The following is an 18,382-nucleotide window of genomic DNA, read 5'->3' as shown; positions in this document are numbered from 1 at the left end:
GTAATAACCGCAGCCAGATTGTTCAGGGATAAAAGTATAAAATTATTACACATTATTTAAAATTTATGCAATCGATTGCATAAATTTATCGCGTTGATAGCAATTCGTTTTTAAATAATATGGTACCAGATTTAAAACAAACTTTCAGGTGGTTTGGCCCCGGCGACCCGGTAGCTTTAAGCGCAATAAAACAAACGGGAGCAAGCGGGATAGTTACCGCGCTTCATCATATACCTTGCGGGGACGTTTGGGATCGTGAAGAAATCAGGCAGCGGAAAGTGGTAATTGAAAGCGCAGGCTTTAACTGGGCGGTTGTGGAGAGCGTAAATATTCATGAAAGTATCAAAATTGGTAGTGCGGAACGTGACCGCTACATTGATAATTATATTCAAACACTGCAAAACTTAGCGTCGGAGGGAGTCTTTACGGTGTGTTACAATTTTATGCCCGTATTGGACTGGACCCGCACGCATCTTGATTATCGATTAGCAAACGGTGCTTCGGCCTTGCTTTACAACGCTCCGGCTTTAGCAGCTTTTGACTTGTATATTTTAAAGCGCGAGGATGCCTTTAACGAATTTAGTGCCGAACAACAGGCAGCCGCAAAGCATTACCTCGATGGGCTGAATGACGAAGACAAAACGCTGTTAACCAATACAATATTGGCCGGCTTACCTGGTACAGACGAGGTTTTTACCATTGCGGAGTTTAAAGAATACCTTAACAAATACAGTGAGGTAAACACGCAAGCATTAAAGGAAAACCTGTTTTATTTTTTACGGGCTATAATCCCATATGCCGAAAAACTGGGCATTAAAATGTGTATCCACCCTGATGATCCCCCGTTTCCTATCCTGGGGCTGCCCCGTGTAGCATCGTCCTTAAATGATCTTACTGATATTGTAAATAGTTATCCTTCAGTTGCCAATGGTATCACGCTTTGTACCGGCTCGTTAGGTGCATCGGGCAAAAATGATCTTCCTGAAATTATAAGTCGACTGGGTAATAAGATCCACTTTTTACACCTGCGCAACGTGGCCCGGCAGCCGGATGGCAGCTTTTATGAGGCCGATCATTTAACAGGCAGTGTTGATATGTATGCCGTGATGAAAGCTATTATCAATGAACAGATGGCCCGTAAAAATGCAGGCCGGAGCGATATGGCTATCCCCATGCGGCCTGATCACGGGCATAAACTACTTGATGACTTTAATTATGATACCTATCCCGGCTATTCGGTAATTGGCAGGTTAAAGGGCCTGGCCGAGTTACGCGGATTGGAGATAGGGATTAAACGAATTCTGTACGACGAGCAATAGCTGCAATAAATAAGGTAGCTTAAATAAGGAATCAATAATTAAATTCCTATTGCTAAAAGTCATAAAAGTTTTTATATTGCAATCGATTGCATAAAGCTAAAACTTTATAAACCATACTAAATGAAGTGGGATCTTAATCCATTTCATTCATGAGTTTTTCAACAGATCAATTATGTGTTTTTATAAACCGCCTACAGGTTTATAAAGCTTGAATTTAATAACGGCATGGCCAAATATCCATTAAAGAACGTGTGTTTACTGGTGCTGCTTTTCATGGCGGCGATAAATAAAGTGTATGCAGACGATGGCTATAAATTATGGCTTGAATATAATAAGGTGAGCAACCGGCAAATGGCCGTTACTTACAGGCAACAATTGCAAAACATGATCTTCCCGGCACAGTCTGACCAGCTTAAAGCTGCAAGGATCGAGCTCTTAACTGGCCTTGATGGAATGCTGGCCCTAAAGCCACGAGATACTAAAAGCATAACCAATGGGCAAACTATTATAATAGGTACGCCGCAATCAATAAAGGCTTTTTCGATAACTGCCCCCGATAGCATCGGCAGCGAAGGGTATGTTATCAAAACTACCCTTGTCAATCAAAAGAAATGTATCATCATAACGGCCAACACCGATGCAGGGGTTATGTACGGTGTTTTTAATTTTTTAAAGCTGATCCAAACCAATCAATCTATTAATAAACTTGATCTTTCAGGTCACCCGAGGATGATGTACCGGGTACTGGATCACTGGGATAACCTGAACCGTACCGTGGAGCGGGGCTACGCGGGCTCATCCATCTGGAACTGGCACAAGCTGCCAGGTGTGGTTGACCAACGTTATATTGATTATGCGCGGGCCAATGCTTCGGTAGGGATCAATGGCTCGGTTGTCAATAATGTAAATGCCGATGCACTGATCCTTTCGCCCCAATATTTGTTAAAAGTGCAGGCGCTGGCCAAGGTATTCAGAATATACGGTATCAGGATTTACCTGTCGGTAAAATTCAGCAGCCCGGTTGAGCTGGGGGGCCTAAAAACTGCTGATCCGCTTGATCCCGCGGTAAAAAAATGGTGGGCCGATAAGGCTGATGAAATTTATCGCTACATCCCTGATTTCGGCGGGTTTTTAGTGAAGGCTAATTCGGAGGGACAACCCGGTCCGCAAAGCTATGGCCGTACCCATGCCGATGGAGCAAATATGCTCGCCGATGCTTTAGCTCCTCATCATGGCATAGTGATGTGGCGTGCCTTTGTTTATGATAATAAGGTACCCGACGATCGCTTTAAGCAGGCCTATAATGAATTTAAACCTTTTGATGGAAAGTTTAGGGATAATGTGATTATCCAGGTAAAAAATGGTCCGATAGATTTTCAGCCAAGAGAACCATTCCACCCATTGTTTGGTGCTATGCCCAATACCCCGCTGATGATGGAGTTCCAGCTTACCCAGGAATATCTTGGCTTTTCAACCCATTTGGTTTATGAAGCGCCTTTGTTTGCCGAATGCCTGCAATCGGATACATATACGCCTGGAAAAGGTACAACCGTTGCGCGGGTGATCAAGGGTGATTTTAACAAAAAACTGATAACCGGCATGGCGGGCGTGGCTAATATTGGCACTGATTTAAACTGGTGCGGTCATCCCTTTGCTCAGGCTAACTGGTATGCCTTCGGCCGCATGGCCTGGAACCCTGACCAGTCTCCAGGTGTAATTGCCGCCGATTGGCTCAAAATGACTTTTACTAATGACGATAGGTTTGTGTCGCCGGTAAAAAACTTCATGCTGCAATCGAGGGAAAATACAGTTAATTACATGACCCCGCTTGGGCTGCACCATATTATGGGGGTGTCAACGCACTACGGCCCTGGTCCCTGGGTAGATAATGCCGGTCGCCCCGATTGGAATGCCACTTATTACCATAAAGCCGATTCGGCTGGGATAGGCTTTGACCGTACCGGAACAGGCAGTAATGCGCTATTACAATATGCACCCGAAGTTAAGGCACACTGGGGAAACTTGCAAACCTGCCCTGACGAATACCTGCTGTGGTTTCACCATTTAAGCTGGACCTATAAAATGCGTTCCGGAAGATCATTGTGGGATGAGCTCGTTCATCATTACTATATGGGGGCCGATTCTGTTAAACAAATGGGCCTTACCTGGGATAAAATGCAGGGCAGGATAGATGCCGAACGTTTTACGGAAGTAAAACAACTGATGCAGGTTCAGTTAAGCGAGGCAATAACCTGGCGCGATGCCTGTGTTTTATATTTCCAAACATTTTCAAAAATGCCTGTCCCGGTTATCTACCCCAAGCCGGAGCACCCGCTGGACTATTATAAAAAGATGAAGTTTTATTATGTGCCGGGCATAGGGGGCAATAATTACATGACCAATTAATCACCACCATAAACCAAACGCCGATGAACAAGCAATTTACCACCGCAAAATTAATCCTCGCGCTTTTTGCACCACTGTGCATTTTGAGCGCATGTGATTCATCAACAAAAAAAACAGCTGATACAGCCGATAGCACAAAAGCAGATACAGGCAAAAAAGTAAAGTATCTTTCCGAGCCGCTCATCAGTTCCATTTACACGGCCGATCCATCGGCCCATGTATTTAACGGCAAAATTTATATCTATCCATCGCATGATATCGATGCGGGTATTCCCGAAAATGATAACGGCGACCATTTTGCCATGAAAGATTATCACATCCTGTCGATGGATAGTATTGGCGGCAAGGTTACAGATAATGGTGTGGCACTTGATATCAAGGATATTCCCTGGGCTGGTCGGCAGCTGTGGGCGCCTGATGCAGCTTTTAAAAACGGTACTTATTACCTGTATTTTCCGGTAAAGGATAAAAAAGATGTATTCCATATTGGTGTGGCGACTGCTGCAAGCCCGGTTGGCCCGTTCAAAGCCGAACCTGAACCAATAGCAGGAAGTTACAGTATTGACCCTGCCGTTTTTACGGATACCGATGGTAAAACCTACATGTATTTCGGTGGGATCTGGGGTGGTCAGCTTCAACGCTGGATCTCCGGTAAATACGAGGCAGATGGATCAAAGACCGATTCGAAACAGGAAGATGCCCCAGCCATAAGCTGTAAGGTAGCCCTGCTAAAGCCTGACATGAAAACTTTTGACGGTGCTGTGAAAGATGCTGTTATTTTAGACAGCCTGGGTAAACCATTATTGACCAAAGATCATGACCGTCGCTTTTTTGAGGGCTCATGGATGCATAAATACAATGGTAAATATTACTTCACTTATTCAACCGGCGATACACATTTGCTTTGCTATGCGATAGGTGATAGTCCGCTTGGGCCATTTACTTATAAAGGCGTGTTTATGAAACCGGTTCAGGGGTGGACAACCCACCATTCCATCATCGAGGTAAAAGGTAAATGGTATATATTTTATCATGATACCCAACTATCAGGCAAAACGCATCTGCGCAATGTAAAGGTAACCGAACTACAGCATAACGCTGATGGATCTATTAAACTGATCGATCCGTTTTTGTAATCTCATCGATATGAAAATCCTTAAAGCTTTAACCCTGTTACTGCTATTGCTTGATTTGTTGGGGACGCATGGTTTTGCGCAGCAGGTTAAGCCGGTTACTATCCCCAACTCCGAACACCGGCAAATGCACTCCGAACTGGCCGGTAATGATTATGATATTTATATTCATTACCCGGCAGGCTATGATACCGCCAAACAAAAATTTCCGATATTGTATGTGGTTGATGGTGATAACGACTTTTCACCGTCGCTGGAGTATTTGGGACTATTGATGGCCGAATATCATATTCCTGAACCTATATTGGTGGCCATTGGCGATGGCGGCCTGATTGGTACGCCCGGCAACAAACGTAACCGTGATTTCACACCGGTTGCATTTCCCAATGTGGCCGAAAGCGGTGGTGCGCCGGCATTCCTTGCTTTTATTGAGAAGGAATTGATCCCAGCGATAGATGCCGGTTTAAAGGCAGACCCTACAAACCGTACGCTTTATGGATATTCAATGGGTGGCTTATTTGCTACTTACACCTTGTTTGAAAAGCCCACGCTGTTTAAAAATATCCTGATAGGCAGTCCTGCATTGGGTTATGGTAACGGAGCTGTATTTGAAACTGAAAAGCAATATGCAGCCAAACATAAAAGCCTGCCCGTAAATGTATTTATGGAAGTGGGCGGATTGGAAACTCCGGGACAGGTTGTGCCTAACAAACAATTGGTGGCGTTATTGGAAAGCCGTCATTATGAAAATCTTGTTTTTAAGCATATCATTATTGATGATGTTACTCATTTATCGGGTAAACCTGTTACCATGCTCAAGGCTTTGGCATGGGCGTATGCACGTAAGTAACAGATAAGATTGTTTTTTATATCCGCGTATTCAAAAAGAGTTATGAAGGCTCGCATATTGATATTTGTTTTGTGCTGTTTGGTAGCCTTTAAACCTAAGGCACAAAATACCGTAAAAGCAATACCACATTTACAATATTATGGCGGTAATGCTGAATTATTGGTAGATGGAGCGCCGTACTTAATGACAGGCGGTGAACTTGGAAACTCGAGCGCCTCAAGCGCGGCCTACATGACCCCAATTTGGCCCAAACTGCAAAAAATGCACCTTAACACAGTGATAGCGCCGGTTTATTGGGACCTATTGGAGCCACAAGAGGGCAAGTTTAATTTTACACTGGTTGATGATTTGATTAAAAGTGCCCGGCAGTACCACATGAAACTGGTGCTGCTTTGGTTTGGCACCTGGAAAAACAGCATGAGCTGTTATGCGCCAGGTTGGGTTAAAACCGATCAAAAACGTTTCCCACGTGTGGCAAACAGTGCATGTGGGCCTGAAGAGATCATTACGCCGTTCTCCAAAGATGCTTTGCAGGCAGATATTAAAGCTTTTAGCGCGTTAATGCTGCATATTAAGGAGGCCGATAGTAAGCTTCGCACTGTACTGATGGTGCAGGTTGAAAATGAGATAGGTATGCTGCCGGATGCCCGCGATCATTCGAAACTGGCCGATGAAGCTTTTAACCGGCAAGTCCCGACAAAGCTAATCTCCTGGTTAAATTCGCACAAAGACAAGCTTGTACCCGAAATGCAAAAAATATGGCAGGATGGAGGAAGTAAAACTTCAGGTAACTGGGAGTCGGTTTTTGGCAAAAGCCCGGCTACCGACGAGCTGTTTATGGCCTGTTACTTTGCCGAATACGCTAACGCTGTAGCTAAAGCAGGCAAGGCCGTTTACCCGCTGCCAATGTATGTGAACGCAGCCCTTAACGCTCCGGGTAAAAAGCCGGGACAGTACCCTTCTGCAGGCCCCTTGCCGCATTTGATTGACGTATGGAAAGCAGCAGCACCGGATATTGACTTGCTGTCGCCCGATTTTTATAACCCTAACTTTAAGTACTGGAATGACCGTTATACCCGGCCTGATAATGCCCTGTTTATCCCCGAGCATCGTTTTGAGGATGGAGTGGATGCCAAAGCTTTTTATGCCATTGGCCATTACAAAGCGCTGGGCTTTTCTCCTTTTTCTATCGAAACCGATAACATAACGGCAGGAGAGCCACTTTCCCAATCGTATAATATCATTCATCAGTTATCAGGTGAGATTAGTAAGGCTAAACGCAAGGGAACTATGGATGGTGTATTGTTAAGTAAGGATGCGGATACCATACGGCTGCAAATGGGCGATTACATGCTCACGGTTTCGCATGATTTAGCCCTGGGCTGGTCGCCCAAAGCAAAGGATGCAAACTGGCCGTTAACCGGAGGTATTATAACAGCTTTGGCTAATGATGAGTTTTATGTAGCCGGCACAGGTTTGGTCATCAGTTTTAAGCCGGTAAAAGATGGACTACGTGCAGGTATTTTACAGGTAGACGAAGGGATATTTGTTAACGGAAAGTGGCAGCCGGGACGCCGTTTAAATGGCGATGAAGATCACCAGGGAAGGCACTTAAGGATCCCGTTGGGCGAATATGGGATCCAGCGGATTAAGCTTTATAATTATAAGTGATCCATACAAAAACAGACCGGGTTAATTTCGGCATGTCGGGAATAATTTCAGTTATATATTTTGCGGATGCTCCTCACCGTTAATGCAGAAGTCAATCTGTATAAAGCAAAAAAAGCCGCTCCGTTAAATGAGGTCAGTCATAAACGGAGCAGCCGGGATAAAATTTTTATTAAGCGAATGCTTTATTAAAATGTGGTTGGCACATTGTTATGGGTGTAGTTTGTCCAGCATAGGAAACCGATATCTCCATTAGGCAGGCCGTTACTGTCGCATACATAATTGCTGGCGATGTAACTGGTTTCGGTAGTGCCGTAATGACGATTAGCCACTTCAATTCCCGGCCAGATGGGGTTGTTTACATTACCGTTAGGTGAGCATGGCGGCGATACTGTCCCGTGCATCAGCTTGTATTGGTAATTAAACCCGGTTAACAGGCGACTGCTGCTGGCCGAGTAAATTGACAAATCCCCCTGGATGCCTGCAATGTTGGCGGCATAGCTTAAACCGGTAAGAGAGTACTGGTAATGCACATAATCATTGTGCGATCCGCAGATCTCGCCGTTCATCGAGCCATCTGAGGCAATTACATTGGGCAGCACCGTTTTTACAGCAGTTATGCCATTTTGGTATACTGTTTGGCTATCTTCAAACACACCGATAGCCATTTTTGCATATCCGGCAGATACGTTCCAGTTGTTGTTAAAGTTGGGCACGTTATTGATGTAGTTATCTTTCATGTTGTTCAGAAAGTTTACAAACTGGGTATTTTCCGTTGTAGTCCAGCCGCCGCCAACGCCACTGGCCGGGATATAATATTTGATGATTTCGGCTGCTGCTGCAAAGGTAGGCGCTGCCCATGAAGCCTCAAGCGAAGCCTGGTTAGGCTGTGAGCCGGTTACACTGAAGTTTTGAAAGCTATTGGCCCAGCCATCGAGTATTTGTTTTACGGTAGTTGCATATGAAGCGTTACCGGTTTTAGCCCAGCGTAGTGCCAGGGCATAGCTTAACAAGGCATCGCCTTTAAAAGCAATTTCATCGGGCGTGGTAACGCCGCCGGCAACCTGTACAGTGGCTTTGTAGGCGCCGCTGGGGCTGTGGTTGTTGCAATAGTTGAGTACAAACTGGTAAGCCGCAAGCCGGTTCGCATCATTTGAATTGGCTTGCTGCCCCACATAATCAAGCGTTTGCTGCGTGTTGAGAATGCCGGGATGGATAAAGCCGGTAGCCTGGGTTTTTAATGCCGGTGAGGTAGCATCGTTGCTTGCCGCCGCCGGCGAGACTTGTTTTTTAGTGCAATAAGTAAAAAATAACGCCACAAAAAAGGCCAGGCCCAGCAGGGTTGCAAAGGTAGTTTTTGGTTTGCTGTTCATAAATTGGTTTTTAATTTACAATTGGTTTCACCGGCATAACTTATAAAACAAAAAGCTTAAGGTTACGAGGCGTGTTATTGCCTTGCATTAGGTTTTACCGTTGTTTTAAGAAGGTGCCGGATAATTGGTTTGATGAAACAAAATTATTGTAAAGTATTGATTAAAAGCAAGATGTGATGATGTCGATACGCTTTGTCCGCAATGGCACTTCGCGATTGGGGGAGCTGTTTTAATGGAAAAAAAAATTTAATTTTTTTTTCCTGATACGGTTTATCCGCATAATGAATGGTGGGTTGGGGCCCGATTGAGAGTAGATTAAAAACAAAAGCCTGCAATTGATTACAGGCTTTTGATAAATTGATATCAGGATCAGTAAAGAACTGGCGTACGAATATTTAAGCTTTAGGCTTTCTGCCTTTCGCTTTCCTGTTACTCATTGGTGAGAAATCCTCCTTTGCCACGATAAAGGTCAAGCTTGCCGTTAAGCTCAATTTTTATTACCGACATGTATTTATCCTGCTGGTTTTCGGGAATTGGGATGTACAATAAGCCCGGTACCGCACTCCATGAAATTTTGCCGACGATTTTATACGTTAGCGGCGTATCGCTCCCAAGAACCGTTATTTTTTTGATGTTGTTTTTTAAGCCTTTCACCAATACCGGCGCACTTGTTTTAGCCGGAACAAACAAGTATACAGTGGTCGAATCTTTTGACAGGGTACTTGCACCATAGTAATGCCCTTGTGGCATGCCTGCTATGGTATTAAAAACACCTTCGCCGTTTTTCTTGTTCCATGCCCCCAGTTCTTTAAGCATGTTCACTTCCTGCGGAGGGATACTGCCATCGCCCTTAGGGCCAATATCCAGTAGTAAATTTCCACCGTAGCTTACGGCATCAGTAAAAATGCTGATGATCTCATAAGGGGTTTTAAAATTCGTGTCCTGTGGCTGATAGCCCCAGTTATCGTTAATGGTCATACAAAGTTCCCACCATTTGTAATTAGGCCTTGATACCGGGAAGTTTTGCTCAGGGGTATCATAATCGCCAAAACCCTGCAAGCGTCCGTTTATGATCGCGTCGGGATTGTAGCTTAACAGTTTTTGTCGCACTGCTGGTGCGTTCCATTCTTGGGCACTATGTTCCCAATCGCCATCAAACCACCAAAGGTCGGGGTTATATTGTTTGGCCAGTTCATCCAGCTGTCCGTTCATAAAGGTTAAATATTTTGCCCATTTCGCAGGCTGCGCATTAACCTGGTACCTGCTGCTGTCTTTCAAAAAACCCGGATAATCGGCGTGGCTCCAATCTATCAGCGAAAAGTAAGCTCCTGCTTTTACACCACGCGCACGCAAGGCATCGTACAACGGTTTTAACAGATCTTTTTTGGCGGGAGTCTTTTTTACTACATTCAGCGGACCGTATTTGCTGTTCCATAAAGCTACACCATCATGATGTTTGGTGGTCATTACTGCGTAGCGCGCACCGCTTTCTTTAATCAGTTCCGCCAGCTCATCTGGATGATATTGATTTGCCGTAAAGCCTTTTAGCTGGTTCATATAATCAGGATAGCTGATCTTTTTGTTATGAAAACTCCAGCTTTCATCTATCCCTTTTACAGAATAAATGCCGTAATGAATAAATATGCCCAGCTTACCATCGGCGAACCATTGCATTTTTTCTTTGATCTCATCAGGATTTACACGGTGTTGCGCCTGCGCGTAACCACTGTATAACATGGTAAAAAATACCATAAAAAGGCGTGATAGATTTCTTCTCATTTTCAAAAGTAATTATTGCTTTTATAAATCTATTAGATACTTTTTAAAAAAAATAAAAAGTTTTCTTTCTTTATTAAATTAATTTATTTAAATATGCAGATATAAACCCCTGCCGCATGTTTCTTAAGCATATTGACCTCATCAAAGGGCTGTATTACAGTAAAACAGCTTCTCTTAGCGACCTGAGTATTTATACTGGCCGAAGCATTCCTTATGTGACCAAAGGGATAGCCGATTTGATGAAGTTGGATATTGTAAAGGAAGTAGGTATAAGGGCGTCAAGCGGGGGCAGAAAGCCCGCAACTTATTCATTGATAGCTGATACCGGTTTTATCCTTTCGGTAGCTATGAACCAGTTTTTGACAAGAATTGTAATTGTCAATATGAATAATGAGTTTGTGGGAGAGGTGCAGGAGTTTGAATTAAAACTGGGCGATAACAAGGATGCTATCCATTCATTGATAGCCTGTATCAAAGCTGTAGTTGTTAATTCAGGATTGCCACAAGATAAATTTTTGGCTATAGGGATTACCATGCCTGGGTTTATTGACGCGTTTTTGGGTAATAACCTGAGCTTTCTTAAAGCTCCGGAAGAAACATTGGTAACCTACATTGCCAAACAAGCCGGACTACCTGTGTTTATTGAAAACGACTCGACGGCCATAGCCCTGGCCGAGCAAAAATTTGGGCTCCCTATTGCCCGTAATAATTCCATGATCATTAACCTGGGCTGGGGCGTTGGTTTGGGGATGATCATCAATAAAGAGATATTTAAAGGGCACAGTGGTTTTGCGGGAGAGTTTAGCCATTTGCCGCTTCATAAAAACGGAAAGCTATGCTCATGCGGTAAGCAGGGCTGCCTTGAAACAGAAGCTTCTTTGCTGGCTATTGAAGCTAAAGCTGCTGAGGGCCTGAAACAGGGGCAGGTTAGCAGCCTCCTAAAATACGATACCGTATCGGCAGATAATATCATTGATGAAGCACTTAAAGGTGATGCCTTTGCAATAAAAATCATTGCCGAGGCTGCTTATTTTATTGGCCAGGGCCTGGCCATATTGCTGCATTTAATGAATCCCGAAAGCATCATTTTAAGTGGGAAGGGGAGCGTTATCGGTAAATTATGGCTCAGCCCCATTCAGCAGGCCATGAACGAGCACTGCATTCCCCACTTAACCACCTACACCCAATTAGCGGTTTCAAACCTGGGCAATAACGCGCAACTGTTAGGAGGCGTAACCACGGTGATTGAAAATCTGTATAAACTTAATCCGCAGGCCAATATTTCTGAGCCTACATAAACATATTCAAGGTCTTTTTTTAACTCAATTAATCAATTTTCATGCAACAATTTTATCTAAACTTGAAAAGGTGGGTGGTCCTGCTACTGCCCCTTTTTATCTCGGCAAATTTATTTGCCCAAACCAATGTTACGGGAGTGGTGCGCGATGACGCAGGGCCTTTACCGGGTGTAACAGTGTTAGTTGTGGGCACAACAACCGGTGTGCAAACCAACATAAACGGTGCATACAGCATTAAAGTGGCTAAAGGCGCAGTGCTTAAATTTTCATCTGTAGGCTATACACCAAAAGAAGTTACCGTGGGCGACAATGCTGTGATCAACGTAACATTGGCTGCAGGTAAAGGCGAATTAAATGAAGTGGTAGTTACCTCATTTGGTATCAAACGCCAGGAAAAATCTCTCGGCTACGCCACTACTACAATTACTGCAAAGCAATTAACAGAGGCCGGTAATACCAACTTTGCTTCAGCATTGTACGGTAAAGCTCCTGGTGTTAAGATCACTACGGCCCCGGGTGGTTCAAGCAGTGCTGTAAATGTGCAGATCCGCGGTATCAACTCACTTAACTATAACACGCAACCCCTGTACGTTGTAGATGGTGTTATTATCCGTAATAACAGCGAGACAGGTGCTGGTGGTTCAAATAACGGTGGATACTGGTCTGATCAGCGGATCAGGGGTAACGGGATCCTGGATATCAACCCACAGGATATTGAAAGCCTTACCGTATTAAAAGGCGCGAGTGCTACAGCGCTTTACGGATCTGATGCTATGAGCGGCGCTATCGTGATCACTACCAAAAAAGGTTCAAGATCAAGAGGCCTTGGTGTTGATTTCAACTATGTAGGTACTGCAGAGCAGGTGGCCTTTACACCAAATTTTCAAAACGTTTACGGTCCTGGTTATGACCGTGCTACCAACCTTGCAGGTGGTTTTACCGAAGATGGCTGGTTAGCTGATCCTAATTCACCATCAGGATACAGGCCGCGTTTTAGCTCATACGCGCAATTTGGCCCTAAAATGGAAGGTCAAAAAATCAGGTGGTGGGATGGCGAGATCAGGGATTACACTCCGCAGCCAAATAACTACAAGGATCTGTTTCAAACTGGCTATAGCTCAAACGCCAACATTGCCATATCCAATCAAACAGATAATGTTAACTACCGTTTGTCGGCAACCCGTTTGGATTATACCGGTATCCAGCGTGGTCAAAAACAACAAAAAAACTCATTTAACTTAAACACTACTGTTAAGTTAAGTAATAAAATTAGCGCGGATATCGTTGCGAGCTATGTAAATACCTTAACCCATAACCGTCCGTACCAGTTGGGCCGCGTTTTAGCCAACTTTGGCGGCTTCTTAAACCGTTCGGAAAAAGCAGATGTATTGCTGGATAACTACCAAACATCGGAAGGTTATAAATATGTAACGCTTGCTAATGCAGCCAGAAACCCAGCTGAAGCGTTTAAATATAATATGAGCGGTGCGGATATTATGGACTTTTTCTGGACGCAGTTAAAGAACAGCGAAGATGAAACAGAAAACCGTTTAATCACCAGTGCTACTTTAAACTGGGATGTACTTAAAAATGTAAAGTTCCGTGGACGTATCGGCAGTGATTATACAGGCCGCAACACCGACTCGAAACAGTATAACGAGTACCCTACGGCCTTTAATGGTTCATCAAGTACCGGTTATTATGGCGTTACCAAAGGTCAATATTCAATTACTTACGGCGACTTATTATTAACCTATTCGCCAAAATTGACTAAAGATCTGAGCATGTCTGTTAGCGGTGGCTATACTTCACGTAGTGAAACTTATCGCGACCAATCTTCTGGCACAAATGGCGGTTTGGTAACCGAGAATTTCTTTTCTTTATCAAATTCATACGGTGTACAAAATACAACGGCTACCCGCGGTTTCTTGAAAAGCCAGGCATTTTTTGGGGTCTTAAACTTTAACTATAAAAATTATTTGTTTTTAGAAGGTACTGCACGTAATGAGTCGGCTTCAACGCTTCCTCCCAAAAACAATACCTATTTTTATCCATCGGTAAATGCGGGCTTTGTGTTTACAGATGCCTTTCATATGCCCGAATTTATCAGCTATGGAAAATTAAGATCATCGTACGGTGTGGTTGGTAACAGGGCGCCAAGGTATGTGGCAAACGTGCTATATAATCAATCATCATTGCAAACACAAACAGCATCTGTTACCCAGCTTACCTATGATTCGGCCTATGGCAACTTACAATTGAAGCCAGAGATGAAATATGAGCAGGAATATGGTTTGGAAACCCGTTTCCTAAGAGATCGCTTAGGATTTGATTTTACTTACTACAGCAACAAAGTTAAAGACGTAATTATGGCGTTAAACGTTGCGCCATCTAACGGAGCAGCCAACTTATTGGCCAATGCTGCTACTTTACATAGCAACGGCTTTGAGGTTGCTTTAAACGGTAAACCGATTACCGGTAAATTTAACTGGGACGTGCGTTTAAATTTTGCCATAAACCGTTCTAAAACAAACAACCTGGCCCCTGGCTTTGATAAGCTTACCTTCTACTACGGTGATCAGTCTGCATTAGCGGTGGTAGCCGAGGCCAACCAACTTATAGGTAATATCCTGGTTTACCCGGTTGCCAAAGATGCTAACGGCAACAAGATTGTAAACGGCGATGGTTTGTATACTATTGACAAATCAAAATATGTAAATGTAGGTAATATCCAACCTAAAATTGTAGGTGGTATTGCCAACACATTCAACTACAAAGGCTTCTCTCTTGATGTGTTGGTTGATTATCGTTTTGGCGGTAAGATGGTGTCAAATCCATTGAAATATGGTACTGCTGCAGGTATGTACGAGAGTACTTTACAATATCGTGATGCAGCTCATGGCGGTTTGGCTTATTACATTGATGGCAATGGCGGCAAGCATTTGGGTGCTGCGCCAAACGGTGGTAAAACCTATAATGATGGTGTTGTACTGGCAGGTGTAAATGAAAACGGACAAAAAAATACCACTATTGTTGATGCTGCTTCATATTACCTGAATACTTATGACTGGGGCGAAAATTCTGTAAACGAAAACGCAGTATTTAAAAACAACTATGTGAAATTGCGTGAGGTTGTGCTGGGATACAGGTTGCCCGCAAGCGTAAACAAAGCGCTTCACCTGAACAATTTAAGGTTCTCATTAGTAGGAAGAAACCTATTGTATGTATACCGCACACTTAAAAACCTTGACCCGGAAGCGCCGATTGGCGACACTTGGTACAGGCAAGGTGTTGATGAAGGTTCATCACCTGCTACCAGGAGTTTTGGATTTTCATTAAACGCGAATTTTTAATAGTACAAGTCATTAATTATGAAAAAGAATTTTAAAAATATAGGATACGCGTTTTTGCTTGCTTTATCATTAGGAAGCTGCAAAAAAAGCATCGACGAGAAATTTAACAACCCGGAAAAGACATCCGTGGTAACTATCCCGTACATGTTTACCGGTATGTTAAATAATACCAGGGTAAGGGCCGAATACTGGCACTACAGAACGTTTGTACTAACGGCTACAGCTGATTTTTCACAAACATGTTTCCTACCTAATACCAATACCGTTTACCAGCCTAATGACGGATACATGGGTAATCGTTGGGAGGATTTTTATCATCCAAATGGTTCGGCTAATGGTGTAATGGCTTTATACCGTACCATGGAAGTTACCTATAACCAAATGTCAGCTACAGATAAGGCTGCTAACGACGTCGTCATGAATGCTGCCCGGGTGGTTTTATATGACCAAGCATCAGAAATGGTTGATTGCTGGGGTGACATTCCATTTAGCGAAGCAGGCAGCCTTGAAACAAGCGCTACTGTAAAAAATCCAAAATTTGATGATCAGATAGCGCTTTACAAAAGCTTCATCGCTGGTTTGGATGCTGCTTCAACATATTTTAAAACTGCTACTTTATCTGGCCAATCAAGCAAGGCATTTACACAACAGGATATCTTGTTAGGCGGCAGTGTTGATAAATGGAGAAGGTATGCTAACTCTATCCGCTTGCGTATGCTGATGCGTATGTCTTTTTATGACGAAGCTGGTTCAAAAGCTGAGGTAGCCAAAATGCTTGCTGATCCAACATCGTATCCATTGATTGATGGCGGTAACGTTGCAGCTTACAACCCGGCGGCTACCGACGTTTTATTAACACCGTTAACTACTTACACCGGGTCGTTACAAAATGCGCTTACCGAAGGTGGCAGTAACTATGCACCAGACTACCTGTTAAATACCGTATTGTTACCAGCTAATGATCCAAGGATCCCTGTATTGTACGACAAGAACGGTAACAAAACATACAAGGCAATGCCGGTAACTTTCACAAGCGAGCAAGCCTCAACTGAAGCGCCTAATTATTCGGTAGTTGATTCAACCACTTTCTTAACCAACAACAAACTTCCGGGTATCGTAATCACTGCACCTGAGGTTAATTTCCTGAAAGCTGAAGCTTTTGAACGTTGGGGCGGTGGTGATGCTAAAGCAGCATACGAAACCGCGATTAGCCAGTCTGTTTACTATTATTTTTATCTGAACAGCTTAGGTACCGGTAGTAAACCAACTTTAAACGCAGCTGATATTGCGACTTTACTAAGTTCGGCCCCAGTTGCTTATACCGGTACGCAAGCCCAAAAGCTGGCCAAAATATGGACACAGAAATGGGCGCATTTTGGCTTTATGCAAGGCACCCAGGCCTGGAGCGAATACAGGCGTACAAAATATCCTGTATTGAATTTCCCAAGCACCGGTAAGTTGGCCAATTACACTACGCCACCAACCCGTTTAGTATATCCAAGTGTCGAAACTGGCCTTAACAGTCATTATAATGATGTAAAAGCAAAAGATACACGTACAACAAAGATCTTCTGGGATGTAAAGTGAGATACCAGATAATAGTTGATTGAGGAGCTGCCCACGCTTGTGGGCGGCTTTTTTGTGCTTGTATCTCACCGCCTGATGCGAGGGTATACCTTGCAGTTAGTTATCTCTTTAATCGCAAAATATTTATGACTTAAAACTCAACACATGTTGATATAAACTTATCCGGAAAGTTGAGTGAAACGGTAACGTTTTGAAAAATGAAACGTCTTTAATCCACCATATGAAGAGATTAATTATCCTGCTCCTGATCGGCACGAACGCTGTTTTAAGCGAAGCCCAGTCTTTAACACAACGTATAGATTCTGTAATGCAACTGGCCTATCAGCGAGGCATTTATAACGGCAACATCCTGGTTGCAAAGGGCGGCAATATCATTTACCGCCATTCATTGGGTTTTGCCAACGGCAACAAAACTACCCCGCTGCATGATTCCCTGCGATTTGATATCGGTTCGGTTAGCAAAGAGTTTAACGGTGCGGGTATCATGATACTAAAAGAAAAAGGCAAGCTTTCGCTGGATGATCCCTTGTCCCTCTATTTTCCCGAATTTCCGAGCTGGGCCAGGCAGGTAAAGATCAGGCATCTTATTAATTATACCAGCGGCATTCCGCTGCCGCAGTCAACAGTAGGCGATACAGATTCGGCCTTATATAACTATCTCCGGTCTGTAAAAGAACTTGCGCTTGCTCCGGGCACCGGTTACATCTACAATCACGCCAATGTTTACCTGCAAATGCGCATTATTGAAAAGGTTAGCAAAAATAGCTATGCCCAATTCCTGGCAAAAAACATTTTTGAACCGGCAGGTATGAGCCATACAGTGGTAGATTATCCTGTAGGTTCGCCGGGGATGGCGCAGGCTTTTGACAACAACGGACAAAATACACCTTACGGCCAGGTAATGAGCGGTTGGGTGCGTCTGCCTATAGACGATTTGTACAAATGGACACAAGCGCTGGAGCATTACAGGATTTTGTCAGAGAAATCTTTAGCCGAACTGGCAGTTAATTTTCCGGGCGGAGAAAGCAGTCTGGGTTCAACCGGTTTTGAGAATGGCAAACTCATCTGGCATCAGCATCAGGGCTCCAACAGCAACTATGAGGCTACTATTTACAGCTGGCTGCCCGATAGCATCACCATTGTGATGATGACAAATAACCAGCAGATGAAAGTGCTCCCACTTAAAACCGCACTGATGAATGTTCTGCAAAACAAACCGGTAATCGTGCCTAAGAAATCTTTTTACCTGGAGATCAGGGAGAAGATGCTGACCAGCGCCGACAGCGGTTTAGCTTACTATCATGAACTGAAAGCATATCATCAGGACAAATATGATTTTAGCTTCGAGATAGGCGATCTCATTAGCACCGGAAAATATGTGGGCCGCCGTGCGCACTATGATGATGCCATCCGCATCTACCGCCTGGCAGCCGAATTACCGGCAAGGGCAGGAGATAAATCTTATGCATACGAACTTATCGGGCAAGCTTTTCAAAGCAAGAATGATAAAGAACAGGCTTTGCTTAACTATAAAAAAGCACTGGAAATCGATCCTGAAAATAAGAACGCAGCAGGGATGATTGAGGCGCTCAGGCCTTGAGGAGCAATCGCTTAAA

The 18,382-nt window shown here is 43.8% G+C and carries 11 protein-coding genes; 9 read left to right on the top strand and 2 right to left on the bottom strand.

Annotation, left to right across the window (positions count from 1 at the left end; all coding sequences use genetic code 11):
- Window positions 1-119 precede the first annotated feature (119 nt).
- From uxuA to ABID99_RS23540, 5 genes are all read left to right on the top strand, one after another.
- Entirely contained in the window at window positions 120-1,319 is a 1,200-nt protein-coding gene (gene uxuA / locus ABID99_RS23560) for a mannonate dehydratase (RefSeq protein WP_373615282.1), read from the top strand.
- A gap of 225 nt (window positions 1,320-1,544) precedes the next feature.
- Window positions 1,545-3,725 carry an alpha-glucuronidase family glycosyl hydrolase gene (locus tag ABID99_RS23555; protein WP_373615281.1) on the top strand — a complete coding sequence of 727 codons (2,181 nt, stop codon included), beginning with the start codon at window positions 1,545-1,547 and terminating at the stop codon, window positions 3,723-3,725.
- A 23-nt stretch (window positions 3,726-3,748) separates the two neighbouring features.
- The gene (locus ABID99_RS23550; protein ID WP_373615280.1) at window positions 3,749-4,861 is read left to right on the top strand and encodes a glycoside hydrolase family 43 protein; all 1,113 of its coding nucleotides are present in this window, start codon (window positions 3,749-3,751) and stop codon (window positions 4,859-4,861) included.
- A 10-nt stretch (window positions 4,862-4,871) separates the two neighbouring features.
- Window positions 4,872-5,708, top strand: a complete 837-nt coding sequence (locus ABID99_RS23545; protein WP_373615279.1) for an alpha/beta hydrolase — start codon at window positions 4,872-4,874, stop codon at window positions 5,706-5,708.
- Between the two features lie 42 nt (window positions 5,709-5,750).
- Window positions 5,751-7,379 (top strand): DUF5597 domain-containing protein, encoded by a 1,629-nt coding sequence (locus ABID99_RS23540; RefSeq protein ID WP_373615278.1) that lies wholly within the window; start codon window positions 5,751-5,753, stop codon window positions 7,377-7,379.
- Between the two features lie 185 nt (window positions 7,380-7,564).
- Here the strand turns inward: ABID99_RS23540 and ABID99_RS23535 are convergent, their stop codons facing one another.
- The gene (locus ABID99_RS23535; protein WP_373615277.1) at window positions 7,565-8,749 is read right to left on the bottom strand and encodes an alginate lyase family protein; all 1,185 of its coding nucleotides are present in this window, start codon (window positions 8,747-8,749) and stop codon (window positions 7,565-7,567) included.
- A 429-nt stretch (window positions 8,750-9,178) separates the two neighbouring features.
- Complete coding sequence (locus ABID99_RS23530) at window positions 9,179-10,528, bottom strand: alpha-L-fucosidase (RefSeq protein WP_373615276.1); 1,350 nt, start codon at window positions 10,526-10,528, stop codon at window positions 9,179-9,181.
- Window positions 10,529-10,644: 116 nt separating this feature from the next.
- Here ABID99_RS23530 and ABID99_RS23525 point away from each other — a divergent pair, with 116 nt between their 5' ends.
- The 4 genes from ABID99_RS23525 (at window position 10,645) to ABID99_RS23510 (ending at window position 18,366) form a co-directional block, all read left to right on the top strand.
- Window positions 10,645-11,826, top strand: coding sequence for an ROK family protein (locus ABID99_RS23525; protein WP_373615275.1), 1,182 nt, complete (start codon window positions 10,645-10,647; stop codon window positions 11,824-11,826).
- A gap of 41 nt (window positions 11,827-11,867) precedes the next feature.
- On the top strand, window positions 11,868-15,179 hold the full coding sequence (locus ABID99_RS23520) for a SusC/RagA family TonB-linked outer membrane protein (protein ID WP_373615274.1): 3,312 nt from the start codon (window positions 11,868-11,870) through the stop codon (window positions 15,177-15,179).
- An 18-nt stretch (window positions 15,180-15,197) separates the two neighbouring features.
- Window positions 15,198-16,766 (top strand): SusD/RagB family nutrient-binding outer membrane lipoprotein, encoded by a 1,569-nt coding sequence (locus ABID99_RS23515; protein WP_373615273.1) that lies wholly within the window; start codon window positions 15,198-15,200, stop codon window positions 16,764-16,766.
- A gap of 220 nt (window positions 16,767-16,986) precedes the next feature.
- A complete protein-coding gene (locus tag ABID99_RS23510) occupies window positions 16,987-18,366 on the top strand; it encodes a serine hydrolase (protein WP_373615272.1) in 1,380 nt (459 codons plus the stop codon).
- Window positions 18,367-18,382 lie beyond the last annotated feature (16 nt).

This window comes from Mucilaginibacter sp. OAE612 (assembly GCF_041806395.1).
Classification (GTDB): Bacteria; Bacteroidota; Bacteroidia; order Sphingobacteriales; family Sphingobacteriaceae; genus Mucilaginibacter; species Mucilaginibacter rubeus.
Note: the sequence above shows the minus strand (reverse complement) of the source record. Positions and strands in the feature narration are given on the sequence as shown.